Source organism: Lederbergia lenta NBRC 16444 (assembly GCF_001591545.1).
In the GTDB taxonomy this organism is placed as follows: domain Bacteria; phylum Bacillota; class Bacilli; order Bacillales; family Bacillaceae_C; genus Lederbergia; species Lederbergia lenta.
The window spans coordinates 52,732-76,131 of the sequence record NZ_BCVC01000001.1 but is presented as its reverse complement, the minus strand read 5'-3'; the positions used below and the strand labels follow the sequence as shown (position 1 = coordinate 76,131).

At 35.9% G+C, this 23,400-nt stretch carries 19 protein-coding genes; 5 read left to right on the top strand and 14 right to left on the bottom strand.

Translation table 11 applies throughout. The features are described 5' to 3' along the window. Positions 1 to 217 precede the first annotated feature (217 nt). The 3 genes from BLE01S_RS00345 to BLE01S_RS00335 all read right to left on the bottom strand — a co-directional run bounded on the left by BLE01S_RS00345 (position 218) and on the right by BLE01S_RS00335 (position 3,826). A complete protein-coding gene (locus tag BLE01S_RS00345) occupies positions 218 to 1,057 on the bottom strand; it encodes an aldo/keto reductase (protein WP_066140692.1) in 840 nt (279 codons plus the stop codon). A gap of 411 nt (positions 1,058 to 1,468) precedes the next feature. Then, positions 1,469 to 2,638, bottom strand: coding sequence for an MFS transporter (locus BLE01S_RS00340; RefSeq protein ID WP_066135817.1), 1,170 nt, complete (start codon positions 2,636 to 2,638; stop codon positions 1,469 to 1,471). Between the two features lie 147 nt (positions 2,639 to 2,785). Beyond that, the gene (locus BLE01S_RS00335) at positions 2,786 to 3,826 is read right to left on the bottom strand and encodes an NAD(P)-dependent alcohol dehydrogenase (protein WP_066135815.1); all 1,041 of its coding nucleotides are present in this window, start codon (positions 3,824 to 3,826) and stop codon (positions 2,786 to 2,788) included. A gap of 134 nt (positions 3,827 to 3,960) precedes the next feature. Here BLE01S_RS00335 and BLE01S_RS00330 point away from each other — a divergent pair, with 134 nt between their 5' ends. Then, positions 3,961 to 4,857 carry a LysR family transcriptional regulator gene (locus tag BLE01S_RS00330; protein WP_066135812.1) on the top strand — a complete coding sequence of 299 codons (897 nt, stop codon included), beginning with the start codon at positions 3,961 to 3,963 and terminating at the stop codon, positions 4,855 to 4,857. Between the two features lie 153 nt (positions 4,858 to 5,010). Beyond that, complete coding sequence (locus BLE01S_RS00325; protein ID WP_066135811.1) at positions 5,011 to 5,409, top strand: VOC family protein; 399 nt, start codon at positions 5,011 to 5,013, stop codon at positions 5,407 to 5,409. Positions 5,410 to 5,513: 104 nt separating this feature from the next. Here the strand turns inward: BLE01S_RS00325 and BLE01S_RS00320 are convergent, their stop codons facing one another. The 7 genes from BLE01S_RS00320 to rlmD (BLE01S_RS00290) form a co-directional block, all read right to left on the bottom strand. After that, positions 5,514 to 6,044, bottom strand: coding sequence for a hypothetical protein (locus BLE01S_RS00320; RefSeq protein WP_066135810.1), 531 nt, complete (start codon positions 6,042 to 6,044; stop codon positions 5,514 to 5,516). A gap of 364 nt (positions 6,045 to 6,408) precedes the next feature. Next, entirely contained in the window at positions 6,409 to 7,116 is a 708-nt protein-coding gene (locus tag BLE01S_RS00315) for a M48 family metallopeptidase (protein ID WP_066135807.1), read from the bottom strand. A gap of 377 nt (positions 7,117 to 7,493) precedes the next feature. Continuing rightward, complete coding sequence (locus BLE01S_RS00310; protein ID WP_231955893.1) at positions 7,494 to 9,830, bottom strand: ABC transporter permease; 2,337 nt, start codon at positions 9,828 to 9,830, stop codon at positions 7,494 to 7,496. A 7-nt stretch (positions 9,831 to 9,837) separates the two neighbouring features. Next, complete coding sequence (locus BLE01S_RS00305) at positions 9,838 to 10,599, bottom strand: ABC transporter ATP-binding protein (RefSeq protein WP_066135804.1); 762 nt, start codon at positions 10,597 to 10,599, stop codon at positions 9,838 to 9,840. 136 nt (positions 10,600 to 10,735) lie between these two features. Continuing rightward, a complete protein-coding gene (locus BLE01S_RS00300) occupies positions 10,736 to 12,001 on the bottom strand; it encodes a HAMP domain-containing sensor histidine kinase (RefSeq protein ID WP_066135801.1) in 1,266 nt (421 codons plus the stop codon). Beyond that, positions 11,998 to 12,687, bottom strand: coding sequence for a response regulator transcription factor (locus BLE01S_RS00295; protein ID WP_066135795.1), 690 nt, complete (start codon positions 12,685 to 12,687; stop codon positions 11,998 to 12,000). The genes BLE01S_RS00300 and BLE01S_RS00295 overlap by 4 nt, the downstream gene beginning before the upstream one ends. A gap of 810 nt (positions 12,688 to 13,497) precedes the next feature. Then, on the bottom strand, positions 13,498 to 14,832 hold the full coding sequence (gene rlmD / locus BLE01S_RS00290; protein ID WP_082788529.1) for a 23S rRNA (uracil(1939)-C(5))-methyltransferase RlmD: 1,335 nt from the start codon (positions 14,830 to 14,832) through the stop codon (positions 13,498 to 13,500). 302 nt (positions 14,833 to 15,134) lie between these two features. On the opposite strand from rlmD (BLE01S_RS00290), the gene BLE01S_RS00285 reads away from it, so the two are divergent. After that, positions 15,135 to 15,767 carry a hypothetical protein gene (locus BLE01S_RS00285; RefSeq protein WP_066135790.1) on the top strand — a complete coding sequence of 211 codons (633 nt, stop codon included), beginning with the start codon at positions 15,135 to 15,137 and terminating at the stop codon, positions 15,765 to 15,767. A gap of 449 nt (positions 15,768 to 16,216) precedes the next feature. Here BLE01S_RS00285 and BLE01S_RS00280 read toward each other — a convergent pair whose 3' ends face one another. The 3 genes from BLE01S_RS00280 to BLE01S_RS00270 are packed head-to-tail and all read right to left on the bottom strand — an operon-like array spanning position 16,217 to position 19,180. After that, positions 16,217 to 16,567 carry a YxeA family protein gene (locus tag BLE01S_RS00280; protein WP_066135787.1) on the bottom strand — a complete coding sequence of 117 codons (351 nt, stop codon included), beginning with the start codon at positions 16,565 to 16,567 and terminating at the stop codon, positions 16,217 to 16,219. Positions 16,568 to 16,569: 2 nt separating this feature from the next. Next, positions 16,570 to 18,426 (bottom strand): FtsX-like permease family protein, encoded by a 1,857-nt coding sequence (locus tag BLE01S_RS00275; protein WP_066135784.1) that lies wholly within the window; start codon positions 18,424 to 18,426, stop codon positions 16,570 to 16,572. Then, a complete protein-coding gene (locus BLE01S_RS00270) occupies positions 18,413 to 19,180 on the bottom strand; it encodes an ABC transporter ATP-binding protein (RefSeq protein WP_066135781.1) in 768 nt (255 codons plus the stop codon). The genes BLE01S_RS00275 and BLE01S_RS00270 overlap by 14 nt, the downstream gene beginning before the upstream one ends. A gap of 156 nt (positions 19,181 to 19,336) precedes the next feature. On the opposite strand from BLE01S_RS00270, the gene BLE01S_RS00265 reads away from it, so the two are divergent. Beyond that, complete coding sequence (locus BLE01S_RS00265) at positions 19,337 to 20,035, top strand: response regulator transcription factor (RefSeq protein ID WP_066135774.1); 699 nt, start codon at positions 19,337 to 19,339, stop codon at positions 20,033 to 20,035. 8 nt (positions 20,036 to 20,043) lie between these two features. After that, the gene (locus BLE01S_RS00260) at positions 20,044 to 21,420 is read left to right on the top strand and encodes a sensor histidine kinase (protein ID WP_066135771.1); all 1,377 of its coding nucleotides are present in this window, start codon (positions 20,044 to 20,046) and stop codon (positions 21,418 to 21,420) included. Between the two features lie 426 nt (positions 21,421 to 21,846). Here BLE01S_RS00260 and rlmD (BLE01S_RS00255) read toward each other — a convergent pair whose 3' ends face one another. Then, the gene (gene rlmD, locus BLE01S_RS00255) at positions 21,847 to 23,220 is read right to left on the bottom strand and encodes a 23S rRNA (uracil(1939)-C(5))-methyltransferase RlmD (protein WP_066135769.1); all 1,374 of its coding nucleotides are present in this window, start codon (positions 23,218 to 23,220) and stop codon (positions 21,847 to 21,849) included. Between the last annotated feature and the right edge of the window lie 180 nt (positions 23,221 to 23,400).

Sequence of the window (23,400 nt, the reverse complement as noted above, 5' to 3'; positions counted from 1 at the left end):
ATAGCCTAATCAATTTCTAATCATTACAAGCTCTTCCACATCTCGAATCTTTATCCCCTTTCAATATCTCCAATCTATTTATTTTAACAAGAATTAGGAAATTTGACAAAACTAACTCGTTCCCCTAGTTTGACCAAATGGCCCGATTTTTTAATCGTCAGGCTTGAGCTCATCCACTTAAATGTATCAAATCCTTTTATAAAAACATTTTCATAACTTACCATAAAGCTAGTGGTTTGCTAGCACTTGGTTCTGGATAAATGGAATCTATTTTTACTAGATCCTCTTCTGTAAGTTTAATCTCTGTAGCTTTTACGTTGTTAATAACATGTTTATTATTACTAGATTGTGGAATAGCAATGGTCTGCCCATTACGAATACACCATGCTAATAAAATTTGAAAAACATCTGCGTTATACTTTTTTGATATATCCAGTAAAACTTTTTGTTTCGTTAAATCAGCGCCTAAACGATCCCCTCTAGCTACAGGAGCATACGCCATTAACGGAATGCTATTTTCTTTCATCATTGGAACTAAATCGTAATCAATTCCTCGATCTCCTAAATTATATCGGACTTGATTGGTGGCACAATGATGACCATCTGACAGTTTTAAAAATTTCGTCATATCATTCACGTCAAAATTAGAAACTCCCCAGGATTTGATTTTCCCTTGCATTTTAGCTTGTTCCATTGCTTCTATTGTTTCTTCCATTGGAACACTACCTTTCCAATGAAGTAAATAAAGGTCTAAATATTCTGTTTTCATCCTCTTTAAAGAGTTATCTAAACTTATGGGAATTTGTTTTTTCGAAGCGTTATTAGGAAGAACCTTTGACACAAGGAATAAACTTTCCCTTTCAAAAGGTTCAATGGCGTGACCTACTAACCTCTCAGAATTTCCATTTCCATACATCTCAGCTGTATCAATGACTTGCACACCATTGTCCAGCCCTACTCTTATTGCTTCTACTTCTTGATCAAAGTTATCTGCTTTTTCTCCCATATTCCAGGTACCTAGGCCAATGGGAAAAACTTCTCTTCCAGCAATTTTCACTTTTTGCAATCTCCTCACCCCTTTTATAGTAGTTTATTGACATTTTTCAAGGTAGGGCATCATCAGTAAAAGCTGCTCCTGTCACAACTATTGTGTTGTCTCCAATCGTCATTTTTATCTTGAACTCTTGACATAGTTAATAATAGCCTTTCATAGGAGGATCTTTTTCTTCCGTCTAATTTATTTTTCTGTATGAAGAACGGCAACTGGAATATTAAGCTTACTGAAGTCAGGTAATCTATTCTTTAAGAATAATTTTTTCATCTTTATATGTTTGTAGAACATCTCCAAAAATCTAATAGTGATCTCCATATTCCACAATATCTGCGACTTACATTCATAAACGAAATAAGCGTGTTTTAATACAAGGACATCTATTTTTAGTTCATTATCATTTGATACATAAACTTTTCACTTCGAAACTAGCTCTGCAGTTCTTAAGTGGTAGTTTCGAAGGAAAATAAACACTGCGGTCAATATCAACGATAAGATCCCAACTAATACAACGTATTGTGTGCCCAACTCTGATATAAATAATCCGCCTACTCCAGCACCAATTGTCGTTCCTATATTACAAGCTGATAAAAACAAACCGTTTGCGAAATCAGGTGCTTCACTTGCTGCTGTTGTAACCACATATTGATTGATGTTAGCGGCTAGTCCAGCTAATATTCCCCAAATTAAAGTAATAAGCGCCATTGGTAAGGTAAACTGTCCTGCAAAAAATAACAGGATGTACACAGCTCCCATCAGAAAAGGAAGAGCTACGATCGTCTTTACAGGTTTAACAATTAGTAATCTTCCAGCCAAGATGTTTCCTATAATATTAGCTGCACCATAAATAAATAATATGAGACTTGTTATATTCGATGATACATTCGTTACCGTTTGTAAAAATTCAGCAAGATAGCTATAAACACTGTATACAGCAGCATTTATTAAAACAACAATGATAATGGCAAGCCATGTGTTCGAATGTTTTAATACATTTAACTGTGTACCATAGGAGATTTTTTCTTTAACAGGCATTGACGGTACAAATAGGAATGTAGCTATTAGGACGGCAATATTAACAATAGCGAAAAATGCCATTGCCATTTGTAAATTAGACACACCAGCAATGAAACTTACGATTGGTACACCTACAACCATTCCCGCTGACACACCAATAAATACATTTGCAACTGCTTTTGGGGCTTCCTCCTTACTTACTGAATCGGCTGCTACTGAAAATGCCAGAGAACAATATATTGGATGGCAGAGAGCAGGAATAATCCGGGCAATTAGTAGAATGGTAAAGCTAGTTGTAAAGATAGATACAATGTTTGCTACTACGAAAACACTAAGAACAAATACCATTACTTTTTTTCTATCGAATCTCGAAAACATTAAAGGCATTGTGGGGCCAGATACTGCAACACCTATGGCAAAAATACTCACCAACCATCCTGCCGCTGAAACACTAACATTAAAATGTTCAGCAATCTCAGGTAATATTCCAATTACCCCCATCTCAGTATTCAAGATACCGAAAACTCCTATGGTTAATATAAATACGAGTAATTTTTTCTGTTTAGCCAAAATCTATACCTCCAAAATTTTCTACGAAGAGAAGAGTCTTTACAAAGAGATTCCTTCACTTTGAAGTTATATTTATAAAGGATGTCTAAAAATCTAGCTTTTTAGACATCCTACAAATTACCATTAAGATTAATCATTTTTTCCAAATTACATTGTACTGATGTCAATCACGAATCGATACTTCACATCTGAAACTAAGACACGTTTGTAGGCTTCATCAATTTGGTCAGCTGAAATCACTTCAATCTTAGGAACAATATTATGTTTTGCACAGAAATCCAACATTTCCTGGGTCTCACGTATACCACCGATCATTGAACCAGCAAATGAACGACGATGGCCGATAAGCGACATCACATTTAGTGATAATGGCTCAGCAGGAGCCCCTACGTTAACCAAGGTTCCATCAAGAGTGAGTAATGAAAAGTAAGCATCAATGTCAATTTTCGCACTTACTGTATTTATAATTAAATCAAAATAACCAGATAGTTTTGTGAATGTTTCCTGCTCACTTGTTGCGTAGTAGTAGTCTGCACCAAACTGCAAGCCATCTTCCTTTTTACCTAATGTTTGTGATAGCACGGTAACTTCTGCACCCATGGCATGTGCAATTTGAACAGCCATGTGTCCAAGACCGCCCATACCAACCACAGCTACTCTTTTTCCTTGTCCGGCTCCCCAATGGCTTAATGGAGAATATGTCGTAATACCTGCACAAAGTAAAGGTGCTGCTACGTCAAGAGAGATTTTCTCTGGAATACTAACTACAAAGTCCTCCGTTACCACGATATGGGTAGAATAGCCACCTTGAGTTGGTTCCCCGTATTTGTCAACGCCAGCGTACGTATCGACTTTTCCTTTAAGGCAATATTGTTCTTCTCCTTTACGGCAATTTTCACATTTGCCACAGGAGTCAACCATACATCCGACTCCTACCCGGTCACCTACCTTATACTTTGTAACCCTTGGACCAACATCTGTGACAATACCAGCAATCTCATGTCCAGGTACGAGAGGATAGTTCACAGGACCCCATTCGCCATGAGCAGTATGGATATCAGAATGACAGATGCCTGCATATTTAATTTCAATCAGAACATCAAATGAATCAAGATCTCGTCTATTAATTTCAGCTGCTCGAAACGTTTTATCGGGACCATCGACAGCTCTTGCTTTAGCAGTGATCATGAATAAAACCTCCTTTGTTATTAATTCTAGCGTGCTTTTCATTGACATAGCAAATACCTATATCTTATATCAAGTTATGCTAGATAGGCATTTCAAAAACATATATACTAAACATTATATAGGGGGTGTTTTAGATGGAATTTAGGGTTTTGCGATACTTTCTTACGGTTGCAAGAGAAGGAAGCCTTACAAGAGCTGCTGACTTTTTGCATGTTACACAGCCAACCTTGTCAAGACAATTAAAAGAACTTGAACAAGAGTTAGGCAAAAAACTATTTACCCGTAGCAGCCACAGCATCATCCTTACAGATGAAGGAATGCTCCTCCGAAAAAGAGCAGAAGAAATCGTTGATATGGTCGATAAATTAGGAGCAGAATTTAGTTCCATGGAAGAAACAATAAGTGGTGATGTTTATATAGGCTGTGGAGAAACAGATGCCATGAAACAGATTGCACAGGTAATAAAAGATTTGCAATTAAGTTATCCAAATATACAGTATCACCTATACAGCGGAAACGAAGAGGATGTGACTGAACGGCTTGATAAGGGGTTGCTTGACTTTTCTATCTTGATTGAACCAGCTGATTTATCAAAATATAATTATATCAACATCCCAGCCAAAGATGTTTGGGGCGTTGTTATGAGGAAAGACAGCCCTCTTGCTTTCAAAGATACCATTCAAGCAGTGGATTTATTAAATGTTCCGCTAATCTGTTCACGACAGGCTATGAAACAGACATTTTCTAAAAATGAATTTGCGGATTGGTTTGGTGAAGATTTTGATAAACTAAACGTCGTGACTACATTCAATCTTGCCTATAATGCTGCCATTATGGTTGAAGAGTGCATTGGTTATGCAATAACCCTTGATAAAATAGTAAATACTTCTAGTGATAGTAACCTTTGTTTTAGACCGCTTGAGCCAAAACTTGAATCTGGCTTAAATATTGTTTGGAAAAAGCATCAAGTTTTCTCTGCAGCTGCTGAGATGTTTTTAAAGGAAATTCAAGCGAAATTTTCATTTCGTTAACAAGGGGATAAATTTTTTAATGGCAAAGCATTACTATTTTTTTATAAACACCGCGTTTTTTGTATATCCTCCTGCAAGATAGTAATAGAATGGATATTATAATACAGATTGGATTATAATTTAGATAATAGATACAAAAGGAGTAGAGTTATATTGGAAAAAGTCACACCATTTTTAATGTTTCAAGATGGAAAAGCAGAAGAAGCAATGAATTTTTACACATCTCTAATTGAGAATTCGGCAATTACAAATATTATTAGATATGGTGCAAATGAAAGTGGTGATGAAGGAACTGTCATGCAGGCTACTTTTACCTTGAAAGGTCAAGAATTTATGTGCATTGACAGTAATGTAAATCATCAGTTTTCCTTCACACCTTCTTTCTCTATATTTGTTACTTGTAATACGGAAGAGGAACTTGACAATGTTTATCAGAAACTGAACGAAGGTGGGCAAGCACTTATGCCTCTAGGCGATTATGGATTCAGTAAGAAATTTGGCTGGCTAAATGACCGTTATGGAGTTTCGTGGCAACTAAATTTACCTAATTAATTTAAGAAATAACAAACGACTTAGCAAGGTGCTAAGTCGTTTGTTATTTCTTGGATTCGACTGACTCATAACTTTCATAACTATACAGGTCAAATCGTCAATGATTAATTTACTTCTTTAAAACTGTCGGTCAAATTCGTATATTCATCTGAATATTCATCCCATTTGCTTTTAAGCGTCCAAGCCATCAATTGACCATAATGTGTAGGTGTTTCGATAACGGTGACTAAATAAACAATATTTATATTGTCTACAACACCTTCAAGCGTGTATTGTAGCGCCTTATTACCATTAATCGTAACTTCTTTTACATCTCCTTGATTAGGAGTATCTACTGAAGAAATGAATGGTTCGGTAACAATCTCATAATACGCTTGTAGTGAAAAATCCGTAAAATCTATGAAATCCTCTTTTGATTCGAGTAGTGCCATGAAATATTTCTCTTTTCTAGGATTATAAATTTGAAGGTCAGCCTCTGTATTTAGCGTGCCGTTTGCATCTTTCCAACTAGTTGAGGCACTTACCTGAAAATTGTTGTCTTCAGTTTTAAAAACCGTTAAGTTGTCTTCTCCACCACATGCTGCAAGGATGGCAACCATAGAAATAGCTAATACAAATATTAATATCTTTTTCATTGTTAATTGATTCTCTCCCTTTGATTCATTATGTAACTTCAACCACTGCCAATACTAAATATTTCGTATTGAATAACCTTGTGAAAAAATAGCCCCTTATTATACTACGGTATTTATCACTGAATTACCAGATTGTGGAGTGAATATTTACAAAAGTCGCTAAAATTGCGTGCGCCAAGAGGGGATGGTTCTTGATTATCGCGCAAAAAGTCACGTTCTATATAGGTTATCTTTGCTAAAACCTATCATCCAAGAATCTATTTCATTTTTTCGAAACCTATAAATCTATCGTTAGCAAAAACTTACTTCTGTTCAACGATTCGGAATTACAGATAGAGTAGTTTGATTTGAAGGATAAGTTCTACTAGATAGTCATTTTCCAACTTGATAAAGCTAACCAGTCTTCCTTTTCTTTATAATCTGGCATTATTTTTCCAACAAGTCGCCAAAAAGAGCGGTCATGATTCAGATGAACCATATGGCACATTTCGTGAACAACTACATAGTCAATTACCTCCCGCGGTGCCATTGCTAATCTCCAATTGAAGGTTAAATGTAGTTTCGAATCACAGGTTCCCCATGTCGTTTTGCTATCCGAGATACGAATTGAACGTGGTTTTGTTTTAAAGCTATTTTGATAGGCGGACGCACTCTTTTCCACTAAAACCTTGCACTGCTGGTAATAAAATCGTTTCAAAGCTTGTTTTATTTTTGCAGTATCAGACTGATTTACATAAATGTGGAGCTTATCTTTTTCAAACACTACATGTTCTTTCGTTATATTGATATCTTGGAAGATCTGTATCGGATAATTTTTTCCTAAAAAAAGAAAACTCTCACCGTACTCATAAACTTTTTTCTGTGGCCCCTGCAGCCTACCCTCTATCTCTTTTAATGTATGCTGGATAAGATCCCATTTTTCTTCTAATAACTGAATCACAATATTATTAGGTGTCCCTTTTGGAGCCTGAACTGCAATAGTTCCATAGCCATCTATTGTAATACCTATCGATGTACGTTTTTTGTAATGAATTTCAAATTGAATTGTCTCACCCAAGTATGTATGTATCATGTCATCACCTTTAAAAATCTTTTTGCATTATTTGACGCCCAAACCTTTTAAAAATCTCCTGGCGTAATTATCTCTAACACCTCTTTATTATCTTAGTCGAATGAATATATCGTTATTATCCAGACCCTATATAAAATTAGTGTCTGCCCTTTGTCGCAACAAATACACCGACCATTTGATTCATCTAATTCTACTTCGTTTTAAGTCGAATTTCAAAAAAGTAATTAGGCAGCTTTTAAAGATTTGGCACTTAATTTTGAACATCCCTAAAATCCCGAATTTCCCCTGACTGCCGCGAACAATAAAACCCTTAAAAATGCCGCAATACACATTCTTAAGGGTTCCATTATATGAAGTTCAGAGTTCATTGTTTCATTTTATTCAGTAATTAAACCGTAAGCAGAAATTTTCTTAATTTTTCGCGATACAAACATGGAGACAATGTAGGCTAAAATAAGGATTCCTACGCAAATCATTATAATAGTTGGTAAATGAATGATAAACTCCAATCGTTTAATCCCTGCATTTGAAAGTAACACAGAAAGCATAGGATTAGTGAAAAAATAGCCCAGCACACCACCAATTATAACACCTGTAATGATCACAGGTAGAAAACTGATGGATATTTGATTCATCAGTTGAATCGTTGAATAACCTATTGCTTTCATTACGCCAAATTCTTGCTTACGCTTTGTAATCATCGTTTTAATGACTAAATATAGAATCATTACAACCACTAGAATAGTAATGATCAAAACCATCACCATAACCGCAAATACTGCAGCTGTATACATACTTGTTTGACTCTCTATATTTTCATCAATATCTAATGTTTCAACTATATCATCCCCGTACTGTTCCTTGACGTTCTTAATAAAGTCTTTGGTCGATATTCCTTCAAGATATACGTAAAGGGTAGCTCCTTTATAACCTGATTGTAATTGCTGCATGCCTTCCATTGTTAATGAGGCTATCTGTCCTAAATTACCAATTGATTGACTGAGGCCAGTTACTAAATAACTTACTGTTTCATTCCCATATTCTACCTCAACCGTATCACCAATTCCTTTATCGATTTGACTTGATACTACCCAAGAGATAGATATTTCATTTTCATACTTTGGCTGTCGCCCTTCATAAACGATATTATTCTCTAACTGGTTATAATGATCAGTAACGTTCGTATATACGATTTGACCATCAATATTTGTAGTAATTAAATCGAATATATTCACTTTCCTTACATGGTCCATTTGTTCAATGTTACTCAGAAGATCTCTTGTATCTGCCTCTAACTTAACAGCTATATACACATTTGCCGGTTCTGATCCGAATAAGTTAACAAATGCGGTTTTATCGGAAGCAATATTGTAATATAGGACTACCGAAAAGACTGTGGCAAAAGTTAATGCCATAATAATTAAAACAATCATTATGTTTTGTTTCGCATTTGCTAGCATTGATTTCATAGCAAGTAAAAAATGAAGATTACCTTTCGCTTTCTCTAAAGGAATACGATTTTTTCTAAAACTATGTGTTTGAATCCCTCCACGAAGTGCCGCAACAGGTAGGATTTTTCGCACACGAAAAGCCGATAATAATGTTACAAGTACAACACAAATTGTCACAAAAAAAATACTGATTAAGTTAACGATCATATCAAAACTTTGAATCCATATTAATCCAGATAAGGTTGAAATGATACCTCCAATCAATGGCATTAGAGCGTATGATAATGCAATTCCTACTACGCTTCCACACAAAGCAATCAAGATATACTGCAGAATAATGGATGAAAGAATTTGCCTACTTGTATAGCCAATTGATTTCAGCACTCCTATATTTGCCATTCCATCTTCAATATTATTTGAAACACGGAACTTTATAACAATGAGAGAAACAAGCACAATAATTGCTGCAAAAGCTACTAATATTGTAGCTACGATGTTAATTGTCAATGTATTTACATTTTTCACCAGTTCAAAATTCAAACCCCAAATGTTTAAAGTTGTTTCCTCTACTTGAGATTGCTTTGCATTCTGAATAAAATCATTTTCTAACTTCGTAGATTGTGTTTTGTCTTCCATCACTGCGGACATAATCAAACCTTTTGATTGATTGTCTAGTTCGGCTGCTAATGTTTGATAGGAAGACTCTGGTAACATAAATTTCATAACCCCAATGTTATTTGTACCCATCATTGTTGTTTCTAAGAATCCAGCAATTCGATATTCATAGTCCTTGTTTTGGTAGTGAATAATAAAGTCATCACCTAAATCATACCCACCATTTGTTTTAAAACTGTAAGGCACAAAAATATCATTGGTAGTCGATGTGTTTAGCTTTTCAATCAACTTTAACGGCCCAATATTACGATTAGCATCCGCATTAAAAATAACAACACTGTTCGTTAATTCGCCATTACCAAAATTAAAATTAATGCTTATATTGATAATTTCTTCTGTTTCTGTCTCTTTTACCCCAGAATAGTTTGCTAAAAATTCGCCATAAGTCGGATGATAACTTGCTTGATCCATTATAATCGTTACATGAGGATCGTTTAATTGATCAGCTTTCTGATCAAAAAATGTACTTAGTTGAGTAATGACCATTAGGCCAATATTAAGAAGTAGTGCAGCTACCAAAATGAATATAAATAAAGAAATAGTAGCAGATTTACTTTTTCTAATATTCGCCATAGCTAGGTTCATCATCTTCACCTTACCACCCCATCTCTGCAAGGAAAGCCCTTAGCTTTTCATGGCGTTCGACATTCTCATTTTCATTGTAAGTTCCTAGCTGTAAGTCACCGCAAATTACACCATCTCGCAAATATAGAACTCGGTTTCCTCGCAATGCTGTTTTAATATCATGAGTGACCAAAACAATACTTTGTCCATTACTGTTTACATTTGTGAATACGTCTAAAACACTATCACCAGTAGCTGAGTTTAATGCACCAGTTGGTTCATCTGCAAATAATACTTTCGGACTGTTAATGATTGCTCTAATAATCCCCACACGTTGAGCCTCACCGCCAGAAAGTTGAGTTGGAAATTTTGACCATGAGTTTTCATCAATTCCTACTTGAATTAATAGTTCTTTCGCCTTTTTGACGAGTTTGCGCTTATTTTTATTTACTAATAGACCACTTGCAAGCACATTATCAAGTGCGCTCATATTGTCTAGTAAATAAATTTGTTGGAATACAAAGCCACAATTATTCCTTCTAAATATTGCCAGTTGATCGTTATTTAATTTAGCTAATTTGTTCCCAGCAAAGTCTATTTCACCTAATGTCGGTTTATCCATACCACTAATTGCGTAAAGTAGCGTGGATTTCCCGGAACCTGAATTTCCCATTATGATGGTAAAATCCCCTTCTACTAAACTGATATCTAGATTTTTTAAAACATGTTGTAGGATTCCACCGCTTGAAAAGGTTTTACATAGCTTTTCCGTTCTAATAATTATTTTTGTCATGATTGATTAGCACTCTCCTCTTATTGAACTAACCATATTCGACCTAAAAAAAAGACCGTAATAAAGATTACAGTCTTATCATACAAAATCAATTCTTATTAAGTCTTTGTGTAATTCTTAATTACTTCTTAAATATTTAAGCAAGTTTGATTTTCAGAACGACTGTAAAACCATCTTTTCGGTTGTAACAGTTGATTTGCCCCTCCATATTTTCCATGAAGTATTTCGAAATATATAGACCAAGGCCTGAACCATTCTTGCCTTCGACATTTCCTCCTCGATAATATTTATTGAATAATAGAGGTAATTCTTCTGCATTAATCCCTAATCCGTAGTCAATCATGTGGAGTTCAAGATAACCCTGATTGATGTGAGACATTATAGTAACATTGGTTCCTGCATATTTATATGAATTACTTATAATATTATCTATTACCTGCTGCATACGTAGGGGATCCGTCATAATAATGCAAGGTGGAATCGAAGCATAGACAATTTTGTTATCATAATTGACATTCTCAATCATATCACCAAGTACTTCGCTCGATACTTCGGTTATCGCTAATTTTAACTGTTGTAGTTCTTCTAAAGTAGCGTGAAACATATCCGTAACGAGTAAATCAATTTGCTCAGCCTTCGAATAGATTGTATTTACTTGCTTGATTACCTTATCATCTTTTGATTGCATGAGCATTAATTCACTTACCGCTTTAATGGAAGCGACAGGTGTCTTAATATCATGACTTAATGTGGCTACAAGCTCCTTCTTACTTCGGTTGGATTCATACTCTCTTTGGCGTGCGCCCTCTAGTTCTTCTCGCAATAAATCAAAGCTTTCCGTGAACGCACCAAAGTAATTGTTCTTGCCCATATTTAAAGGTATATCCAGATTGCCTCTTGCTACATTCGCAGCAAAATGTTGAAGTTGCCTAAATGGTTTCAATATCGTTCTGTTAATATAGAGAATATAAAGAATGCTAACAATCATGAATAAACCAAATATTAAACTTATAGATGTAACCAATTCCCTTTTCATTTGTTGCACGATTTCTTGGTCGTTATTACGGATAATTATTTTCCCAACAATCTCTTTATTTTGCTTTAGATCAATAAATATATCTCTATTTTTTATAGCATCATTTAAATCGATAAAATGATTGTCTGGTGTTTGATAAATTATGTTTCCCAGGTGATCTATAATAGAAAATGATTGCTTTAGATCGCTGTTATGAAAAGTTTCTTCACTAACATGTCCCCAATTTTTTTCTACAGTTTTAACCACATCATTTATGGCTACAAGATCTACTTCCGAAATATTCTTATTTTTTATAATGATTACGGAGAGGATAATACCAGCACTAAAAACAATCAAAACCAACATAATTAACCATTTTAACTTCATTCGTTCATATCCTCTAGCACATACCCTGTTCCCCATACTGTTTTTATAAATTGCGGTTCCTTTGGATTACTTTCAATTTTCTCACGTAAATGCCGAATATGTACATTAAGGGTCCCATCCCCAACAAAAGAATCGCCCCATACATTTTGAAACAATTCATCTTTTGTGATGACTCGATTTTTATTTTTCGCCATATATGTCAGAAGTTTATATTCCATCGTTTTAAGATGAATAACAACACCATTAACTCTTACACGATGAAGTTTGGCATCAACCTCGACCTGTCCAAATTTTAAAACATCTTGTAAACTACTAGAGCCACTGCCATATCTTTTGAGAACTGCTTTTACTTTTGCTAGTAAAATACTAAGTGTATATGGCTTTTGTATGTAATCGTCGCCACCTATGTTAAGCGCAATAAGAACGTCATCCTCGCTGGAACGTGCACTGATAAATAAAATTGGAATCTGCGTTGTTTTACGTAATTTTTTACATAAATCAAATCCAGAAGAATCCCCAAGATTTATATCAAGGAGAATCAATGATGGTTCATGTTCCTCCAAAAATCGTTCGCACTCCTCTGCATTTGTCACAAACGCCGTTTTGACTTCAAACATATTAAAATATTCGCAAGTCGTTTCAGCTAAAGCAACCTCATCATCAACAATTAAACAATCTAATTTCATCGTAAATCTCCTAGAAAAAGATTATCCTAGTTTGTTAACAGGATATTTACAGTATACATTAGATTTGATAAGCACGTGCAAATTTTGGGAATGATGTATTTTTAACAAATGAGGACAGAGAGGACAGGAATTGGAATCACAAATGAAGACATAGAACATAGCTTAAACTGTTGTATAGATTGCCGTATTAAGAGTGAGTTATCGTAAATAGGAGAAAGTTAGTAAAACCTTCATTCATTCTTTTATTACGTTAAAAATGCTTGAGTATATAGCCTTAGTCATTTAAGTAGGGACTTGAATAAAATCACAAAAGGGCTTCGGAATATTCCTAAGCCCTTTTGTCAATAATATGAAAGTCTTAAAAAGAGTTTTTATTTTCTTTGAAACTTGATAAATTCTAAATATAACATTGGGAAAACAATTAAAAACATTATTATAAAACCTATTATTATTCCAAACATAGTTTTTTGATGAGTTATAAATATAGACACATAATAGAACGCTACACTCGCAATAGTTAAATATAATAAATATCTTAAATATTTCATTTTGTTATATCAATCCATCCATTATTTTTATGCCACTCTAGTGAATCTATGATTTTAGCTATAGCTACACCAACATCTTACTTACTGCTTCATTCATGTACAGCCCCACCTTCAGTATGTCTAGTATAACTATAAAATTATTGCATTGCCATGCCACATGGCCCAGGTTACAAGTACGATCCTTTTTCTACCACATACACTAAAGCTGACAAAGATAAGCGTCCGAGGATCATTTACCGATTCTCGGACGCTTATATATCTTCTATCTTTTTTCAAGCAACACCACACACTCGACATGCGCCGTTTGAGGAAACATGTCCACTGGTTGAATTTCTTTTACTTTATATCCTTTTTCAGTTAAATATTTTAAATCTCTTTTCAAAGTGACTGGGTTGCAGGAGACATAAATCACTTTCTGTGGCGATAGTTTGACAAGGGAAGATAAAAACTTTTCATCACTTCCTGCCCTTGGTGGGTCCATGATTACTAGGTCCATTTTTTTATTTTCATTTGCTAATTTCACCATGAAGTCGCCGGCATCATCATTGTAGAAGTAGGCATTTTTAATATTATTGTTTTTAGCATTTTTTATTGCATCTTTTACTGCATCTTTATTGAGTTCAACGCCTATAACCTTCTTCACTTTGTCGCTGACTATTAATGATATCGTACCTATTCCACAATATGCATCTATGACTGTTTCATCGCCTTTTAGTTTTGCCATCTCAATTCCTTTGTTATATAAAATTTCAGTTTGGATTGGATTAACTTGATAAAAAGACTTGGCTGAAATTTGGAATTTTACACCACATAGTATATCTTCAATATATCCTTTTCCAAATAAAACAATTTCCTCATTTCCCAGTACTACTGAGGTTCTCCGCTTATTAATATTCATAATAATAGTAGATATTTCTGGATGAGCTTTTACCAATGCTTTGATAAAATTATTTTTACCTGGGAAGATTTTTGTTGATGTCACTAAGACAACCATTACTTGATTTGTTGCAAATCCTCTTTTTATTAGTATATGCCTTAGAAATCCTCTACCTGTGTCTTCATCAAATGGTTGCATTTTAAAAGACTTCATAAATTCTTTGATAGTGTCTATAATTTCATCTGCCTTACGGTCATGTATCATACATTCGTCTATATCAATTACATTATGACTGTCTTCCTGGTAGATCCCTGATATAATTTTTCTCTTTTTATCATAGGCAAATGTTGAGTGCACCTTATTTCTATAGTAGTAAGGTTCTTTCATAGGTAAAATATCATTTACTTTGCCATATGATTTTAAAAGATCCTCAACTAATCTTTGTTTAAAACGGTCCTGTGCTTCGTGGGACATATGTTGAAGCTGACATCCACCACACTTGCTATAATAGGAGCATTCTGGTTTTACCCGATGCTTTGATTCTTTTTCAATTTTGACCACATTAACAAAAGTTTTATGTCTCGTTTTTATTATCTCAACGATTGCAGTTTCACCTTCAAGTAGATTGGATACAAGGTAATCTTTCCCCTTTATATTTACAATTCCCTTTCCACTTTCATGCAGACCTGTACATTTAACTTTTAACTTTCCTTTATTCATGCTGCACCTTCTTCCTCCTACATAATATCATGTAAATTCTTTTGCCACCATCTGTTAATGCACTTTAATTGTTCCTACTTTCAATAAAAAGGTTTAATAAAATGAGGTGACTTTTTACCATCTACATTCTATTGAAACTGTGATTAAAATGAGAAAATTTATGGAATTGAAGAACATAAATTGATGGAGTTAGGAAAACAGAATCATTTTATTCAAACCGAACTGTTGGGATCATATTAATGAATAGCAAACTTTGATATTCTGTTAAATAGAGATTAATATAAATGGTTAGGAGAGCCCCTATGGATATTTCAAATTTAATTGCATTGTTTGCACTTATTGTATCAAGTGGTGGAATCTATTTAAGTTATAAGAATCATAGGACAACTAAAGAATGGGAGTTTTATAAGGAAAATATAAGACAAAAAGAGCAAGATGAGCAGAAATTTCATTCTAAAAATAAAAGTAGATTATCTTTGATTCCTTATTTTCATCTATCTTTGAATAAGGAAATATATATTAAGGAAACTAATAATGAAGCAAGCCTTATACTACCAATTTCTTTAATAAACTTAGGTAAGGAAAGTGCGACAAATGTTCAACTTGTACAAATGACAAACAGTGAGTCAGCAAATTGTTACTTTAAAACAGATGGTCTTCAACAAAACAGTCATTTTTTATATGAATATTTTGATAAACAGTATGCCTTTATTGGAGATACTATTAATTTCTCAGTTCGATGTATTAAACATAGTAAAGCATATAATGTATTCTTTAAGATAAGATATAATGATTTAGCAGGACGTACCTACGAGCAAGAATTTCGATTTCAGTATTGCTTTAAGATTATGAACGAATTTTCTATGAATCATACTTCAAATTTGCCAATTTGTATTGAAGATATTGATAAAACAAATAGTCCTATACAACTTTAGGTAAAATAGTGCTTGCTAAACAGATTTTCTATATCAATAAATAACTTTAGAAAAATAAAAACGACGATCACAATTATTCTCCATTCGCAATCGTCGTTCTAATTTCTAATCTTATTGCCCTGTGTTCCCACACCTCATATCAATTACCACAGAAACAGTCATGTAATCTTTCAGGACTTTTTCTTGTTTTTTCACCTTCTCCTACAAACACGGAATGCTTGTGAATGTGTTTGTGGGAGAAGGATTTTCATATAGTCTCTCTTTGTAGCAACGATACACACTCCACCTGTGTTAACATCAGTGGTTGATACATTTTCACGAATATCCTAATTTTGCGTGAATGTATCAACCGTGGTTTTGGAACACGTTAATTAAACAACCATGATTGTTTCTCGAACTGCATTTAATAACACTCGTCCACGACTGTTTGTACAGGATTGACCTCTGTTTTAAAAATTCACCTTCTTAGGGATATCTAACTGCTGTACTTCATCATAGGAAGTGACGTTATTCCCTTTATTCAAATATAACTTTAAATATGCGCCTTCTCGTAACTGTTTTGCTGCTGTGAACTCTACTTTGATTTCTTCCCCATTTTCTTTATAAGCCGCACCGGTATACAAATACCTTTTTATAATTTCACCTGAGTCCAATTTCGTTTCTTCAACTGAAGCTGGTATATCGACATGATAATAAGCATTCGCTTTTCCCATCCTATTGAAATCTATCTTTCCTAATACGAGAACAGCTCCGATTAGAAGAACAACGATGATCCCCATTATAATAAACCCTTTTTTCATATTTACCCCTCCAAATATTCCCGTCTAATTATTTTGATAAAGCTGCGTACAGTAACAAAATAGTAAATTGCATAAATCATTGTGTAAGCCATCATCCAAATAATGACAGGGACAAAGATATCCATCATGATCAAATGGGAAGCTGCAGCCAATGCCACCCCCCCATGAATGAGGCCAAGAAGGAGCGGAACTGCGAAAATAACACCGACCTGTCCTCGGATTGTCCCTTTCATATCCTTATTCGATACACCAATTTTATGAAGAATAGCGTATTTTGCTTTATCTTCCTCTGCTTCAGTCATCATTTTAAAGAAGATGATACTGCCAGTTGCGACAAGGAAAACTAATCCTAAAAAGCTTCCAACGAAAAGTAGTGCACCTGATGATTCAATGGCACCTTTATAATCAGCTGTCGCGCTTGAGAAGTCCTCTGTGGCGGATGCCAGTTTATCCGATAAAGCGACTTGCTTTTTATAGTCGGAAACTTGAACACCTTGTATCAATTTTTCTTCGGAATCAATCTCATCGTATAATTTGCTCGGCACGACGAGCGCAGTTCCTCCCAGCGTTCCGACATTGAACAACGCTTTATCGTAGAAAGCAGCAACCGGATAATCTGCACCGTTGATTGTTACTACATCCAACTTTTCTGACCATCGTTCATCATAAAAAGCGTCAATTACAAAGACTTCATCTTGTTGTCGCAACTCTTGAACATCTGACCAAGCTATATTTTTCGCCAACTTTTCGAATGTCTTTTCGTCTATGACCGCATATTCCATTTCATAAGAACCAAGAGCGATACGGACTGTCTTGCTATTGAACGAGACTTCCGCTTCAATTATGGAGGCATTGATATCCTGCTTCTGCCCTTCCCACATAAAAGTGTAGGGACTATGTTCTTGGACACTTTTTTCAGCGTTGTAATAAACACCGAAAACTGCACCGCCGGCTGTAATTGTTGTTGCGCTCAGCACTGTAATAATCGTCAATGTTTTCGCATTCCCTCTAATCCGATAAAGAAGCTGCGAGGTCGTCATCATATGAAGGCCCCTCCAAGCCCAGCGCGGGTTTCCTTTTAAAAAGGACAATACATACACAAGCACGCTATGGAACAACAGATACGAGCCAATCACGGTCAATGCGATAATGAGGATCGGCGTTGCTAAGCCCAATGTATCCCAAACTCTCGATTCGAGAATATCCTCCAAGGCAATGTAGTACGCAGCTGCCAATGCTGACACGCCAGCTATCGCTGTGAGCACCCTTGCTTTAGGTACTTCCTCACCCTTCTTCTCTGCATGGAACAAATCAATCAATTTGAATTGATAAATGATTCGGTATCCCATCAATGAAGTGAATAAAAAAATGATGATAAACACGATGCTTGTATTCATTAGCGCATTCATTGAAAAAGCAAATCCTGCAACAATGTCGAGACCCATCAGTTTTAAAAGAATGGTAAGCAATACACGTGACAGCAAGAACCCTAAAACAACACCGATAACAAGCGACAACAACCCGATTACCATATTCTCGAAAAACAACAGGAAGCCAATTGATTTTTTACGCACACCTAACAAGGAATAAAGTGCAACTTCCCTCTTCCTCTTTTTCATAAAAAACGAGTTTGAATACAAAATGAAAACCGCGACAAAAATCATTAGCACAAATGTGGATGCACTCATGACTGCTTTGATTTGTTTCGATGTTTCAGCCATTCCGCCAATATCCTCACTATATTTCAACGTTGCAAATGTAAAGTAAATGAGGATGGAAAAAACGGTTGATCCAATATAAAGTGAATAGCTTTTCATATTGCGGCGAATATTTTTCAATGACAAATCAAATAACGTCATTCGCTTCACCGCCTATTTGTGCTAACTCGTCCAAAATCATTTGGAAAAATTCTTTTCGTGGTTTATTCCCACGCAATATCTCCTTTGACAGATTTCCGTCTTTTATGAACAAAATCCGACGGCAAAAGCTTGCCGCATATGCATCATGCGTCACCATCATAATTGTCGTCTCATGCTCTTCATTTAACAAACTCATGCTTTCAAGCAAATCTGTTGCGGATTTCGAATCGAGTGCGCCTGTCGGTTCATCCGCAAAAATGATTTTTGGATTGGAAATCAATGCGCGGCTCGCTGCGGTACGTTGCTTTTGACCACCAGAAATTTGGTATGGGTATTTATCGAGCAAGCTCGAAATACCGAATGTAGCTGCAATTTTCTCCACACGCTCCGCGATTTCCGCGGGCTTCTTTTTAGCAATCGCTAGTGGTAATAAAATGTTTTCTCGTACTGTCAACGAATCCAAAAGATTATAATCCTGGAATATAAATCCAAGATGATCACGTCTAAAATCTGCCAGCTTTTCTTCATCCATCTTCGCAATATTGTCATTCCCGATAAAGATATCTCCAATTGTTGGGGTATCAATAGTTGCAAGGACATGTAACAATGTGGATTTCCCTGCTCCCGAGGGTCCCATTACACCAACAAATTCACCATGATCGATTTCAAATGAAATATGTTCAAGCGCTTTGAAAGTATTTGCGCCTTTCCCGTAGCTTTTTTCAACGTTTTTAACAATTAATAATGGCTCCATTTATTCGCACCTCTTTCGTATGTCCTTACTATACTGATTGCACCTTAAGCTAAAATAACACCAACCTTACATTATCCTTAAATATGGGCGAGTTGTGGAAAATTACTTTATACTTAAGGAAAGAAAACATACGTAACTTGAAGGGATGTGCACGATTTGGAGAAGCCGCGAATCTTAATCGTTGATGATGAAAGTGATTTACGACATTTAATGAAAACAGCGCTTATAAATGAAGGTTTTTCAGAAATTGAAACGGCAGGGTCTGTACGTGAAGGTTGGAAGAAATTCGAATCGTTCTCGCCGGATATTGCCATTTTGGACATTATGCTCCCAGATGGGGAAGGCTATGACTTGTGCAAAGACATTCGGGAAGTTTCCCGGATTCCAATCTTATTCTTATCGGCAAAGTCTGACGAGACAGATAAAATCTTAGGTCTCGCCATCGGGGGCGATGATTATATTACAAAACCGTTCAGCCCGAAGGAAGTTGCCTTCAGAGTAAAAGCCCAATTAAGACGGGCAGGGTATCACGAATCGGACTCTTCTCAACCTAAAAAAATTACCGTCGGACCGTTTTCAATGAATGAAACAGAAACCGAAGTGATGAAAAATGGCGAAGCATTGGAATTGACGGCTAAGGAAATAGGATTGATGGCTTGTTTCATGCATAACCCGAACCAGATTCTAAGCAAAGAGACACTTTTTGAACGCGTCTGGGGGGAAGACTTTTTCGGTGCGGATAATACGCTGATGGTCCATATCCGCCGCCTTCGCGAGAAAACGGAAGATAATCCGTCAAAGCCTTCCTATCTTACAACTGTAAAAGGATTAGGATATAAATTCACTGTGAAATAGGTGATACAATGAAATGGAAATTGACCGTCCGCTATTTATTTTCAGTCTTGAGCATTGTTTTTATTGTGATATTCGTTAATTTGTTTTTATTGATTGGTATACTTTTCTACCAAAGGATAGATGGTAATGACAGTTTATCCGCCGAGACTGGTGAAAACTTCACACGCCAATTTTCCCGTCATATGTCAATAGAAAATGGTCAACCTGTCATTTCAGACGAAGGTGTTCAAGCGTTGCGGAAGTTCGGCGGTTGGCTTCAGGTATTGGATAAAAACGGCAATGTTGTAACAAATGTTCTTGCGCCTAAAGACGCACCTGCACACTATAGCCCTATTGAGCTTGTGCATATTTATAAATATATGGATGACCAATTTACAACATATTATATTGGTGAAATTGAAGAGTATAGTTACCTGTTAGGTGTTAAGAATCCTGCGGAGCAGCGTATTATCTTCGTGTTCAACTCCAAATCTTTTATATCGTATATGTCCAAAGCATTAGTCGGCATTACAATTGCCGATCTGCTTATCGCGATGATCATCGGGTTGCTGTTCAGCATTATTATTACGAAACCAGTATCATACATTATCGACTGGATATCCCAGCTGAAGGAACGTAATTTTACCGTCCAGAAAATGAAACGCCAAGGCATTTTCAAACCAGTCTTTTCAAATTTAAATTCCGTTTCCGAAACACTCCAAGCCCAAGAAGAAGAGCGTATGAAGCTGGAGAAAATGCGTGAAGAGTGGATCAGCAATGTTTCGCATGATTTGAAGACGCCCCTTGCATCCATTCAAGGATTTGCAGAATTATTGCGTGAACAAGACGTGGCGGATTCGGAACGTATGGATTATGCGGGAGTAATCGAACGAAAATCCATTTATATGAAGGAACTTTTGGATGACTTTAATTTAACGATGCGATTGCGCAATCAAGAAATGCCGCTTAATCGAGAAGACACCCGCCTCGAAAGCTTTGTTCGCGAGCTAGTCATAGATTTATTGAACGACTCAAAATACAGCGATCACGCAATATCTTTTGAAAGCAACGCACAAAATGTAATGTGGACGTTCGACCGGCATTTAATGAAACGAGCCATTATGAATTTCATTAACAATGCAATCATCCACAACGACAATAACACTGAAATTACCGTCAGCGTCACAAAAACAGGAATCACCATTGAAGACAATGGAAAAGGCATTGCGAAGGAGGACATCGATCAGATATTCAACCGCTATTATAGAGGGTCCAATACGGAAAACATTCAGGGCACAGGTCTCGGACTCGCCATTTCTAAAGATATTATCGAAGCACATGGGGGAAGGATCACACTGACAAGTGACATTGGCAAAGGAACAAAAGTAGAGATCCTCTTAGGTTAAGAAGACGAAGACCCCGGGAATCATTGTTTGACTCGCGGGGTTTCGTTTAAGTAAATTATATACTAGTTTCAATATGCTATTATAAAGATTCGCCTTTATTGAATTCTATTTAAGGTAACGATTGATATATTTTTAAGAGTATTCATCAATCAAGTCAAATTCGAAAGAATAATATTGATCTACACCTATCTTCTTTAAGGCAGTTAATTTGTTAATAACAATTAGGGTTTCTTAACATTGCTCCCTCCCCATCATAATCTACATCCTCAATCTTTCCGCAAAAATATACTTCACCCAAATATTTGTCAATTCCGAGTAAAAGTTAGACCCCTGGGGGTCAAAAAAATCCCCCGAACCATTCGTCCGAGGGAACATAACACATACTTCAATATTCAACTAAAAACCATTAAACCTATTGCCAGCAAGCTATTTCAACTCTATCAACGCCACGCACTCCACATGCGTGGTATGTGGAAACATATCCACTGGCTGCACTTCCACCGTTTTATACCCACCATCTTCCAATATCCTTAAATCACGTGCCAAGGTAGCTGGGTTGCATGATACATAAACGACTTTTTCTGGTTTCATGTTGATAATTGTATCAAGCAAGGCTTGGTCGCAGCCTTTACGAGGTGGATCAACAACGAGAACGTCCGCTTTGTTGCCTTGTTTATACCAATTAGGTATGACGACTTCCGCTTCGCCGACGGCAAATTCAGCGTTTGTTATGCCGTTTAGTTCAGCGTTTTTTCTTGCATCTTCTATTGCTTCAGGAATAATTTCGACTCCAAATACTTTCTTTGCCTTTTTGGCTAAGAAAAGAGAGATAGTGCCAATGCCACAATAGGCATCAATGACATTTTCATTACCACTTAAACCAGCGTATTCCAATGCCTTATCATAAAGGACCTTCGTTTGTTCTGGGTTCACTTGGTAAAAAGATCGAGCTGATATGGCGAATTTAATATCACCAATATAGTCGTAGATGACTTCCTCTCCCCACAGTACTTTCGTTTGTTCGCCAAAAATAACATTCGTGCGTTTTTTATTTACATTTTGTACGATCGATTTTATTCCTGGGATAGCCTTCGTTACTTCTTCGATGATTTTTTTCTGATTTGGTAAATCAGATGTGCGTGTAATTAAAACGACCATTATCTCGCCTGTTACGATTCCATAGCGAATCATCACATGACGAAGGACTCCTTTATTCGCCTTTTCATCGTATGCTTTCACACCGTATTTCCCACAGATTTCTTTCACTTTGCGCAATACGACATCGTTTTGTTCATGCTGAATAACACATTCATCCATATCAATGATGTCATGTGATCTCCGTTGATAAAACCCACCAATTAATCCGCCTTCTCGCTCACCAATTGGAACTTGTGCTTTATTCCGATAACGCCACGGATCTTCCATACCAAGCACAGGATGAATAGTCACGTTTTCTAGCTTCCCAATTCGCTCCATGACATCCCGAACCTGCTTTTCTTTAGCAAGGAGCTGCCCTTCATAACTCAAGTGCTGCAACTGACAACCACCGCATTGTGCATAGATAGGACATGTTGGGACTACACGATGTTCACTTTCTTCATATACTTCCATTAAACGCCCGAAGCCATATCCTTTATTCAACTTCGTTACTTTCACTTTCGCTTTTTCTCCTGGTAAACCATTGGCCACAAATAATGGATAGCCATCTACCTTTGCAACGCCATTCCCGTCATGTGTTAAGTCTTCAAACGTAACATCTATATAATCATTCTTATTAATCGGAGCTTTGGTTTTACTCATTATTTCCGTCCTTTACATGCTAATTTTTCTGTCCTAATTGTATCATATTGATGCGAGTTATCGAAATTAGGTAAAAATAAGTATAAATAGAGCATAGATGTCGACAAGTCTCTCATACTATTTGTAAGTGCTTTAAATTTTTTGTTGCTTTTCTAAAATATATTTCTTATAATAAGTATG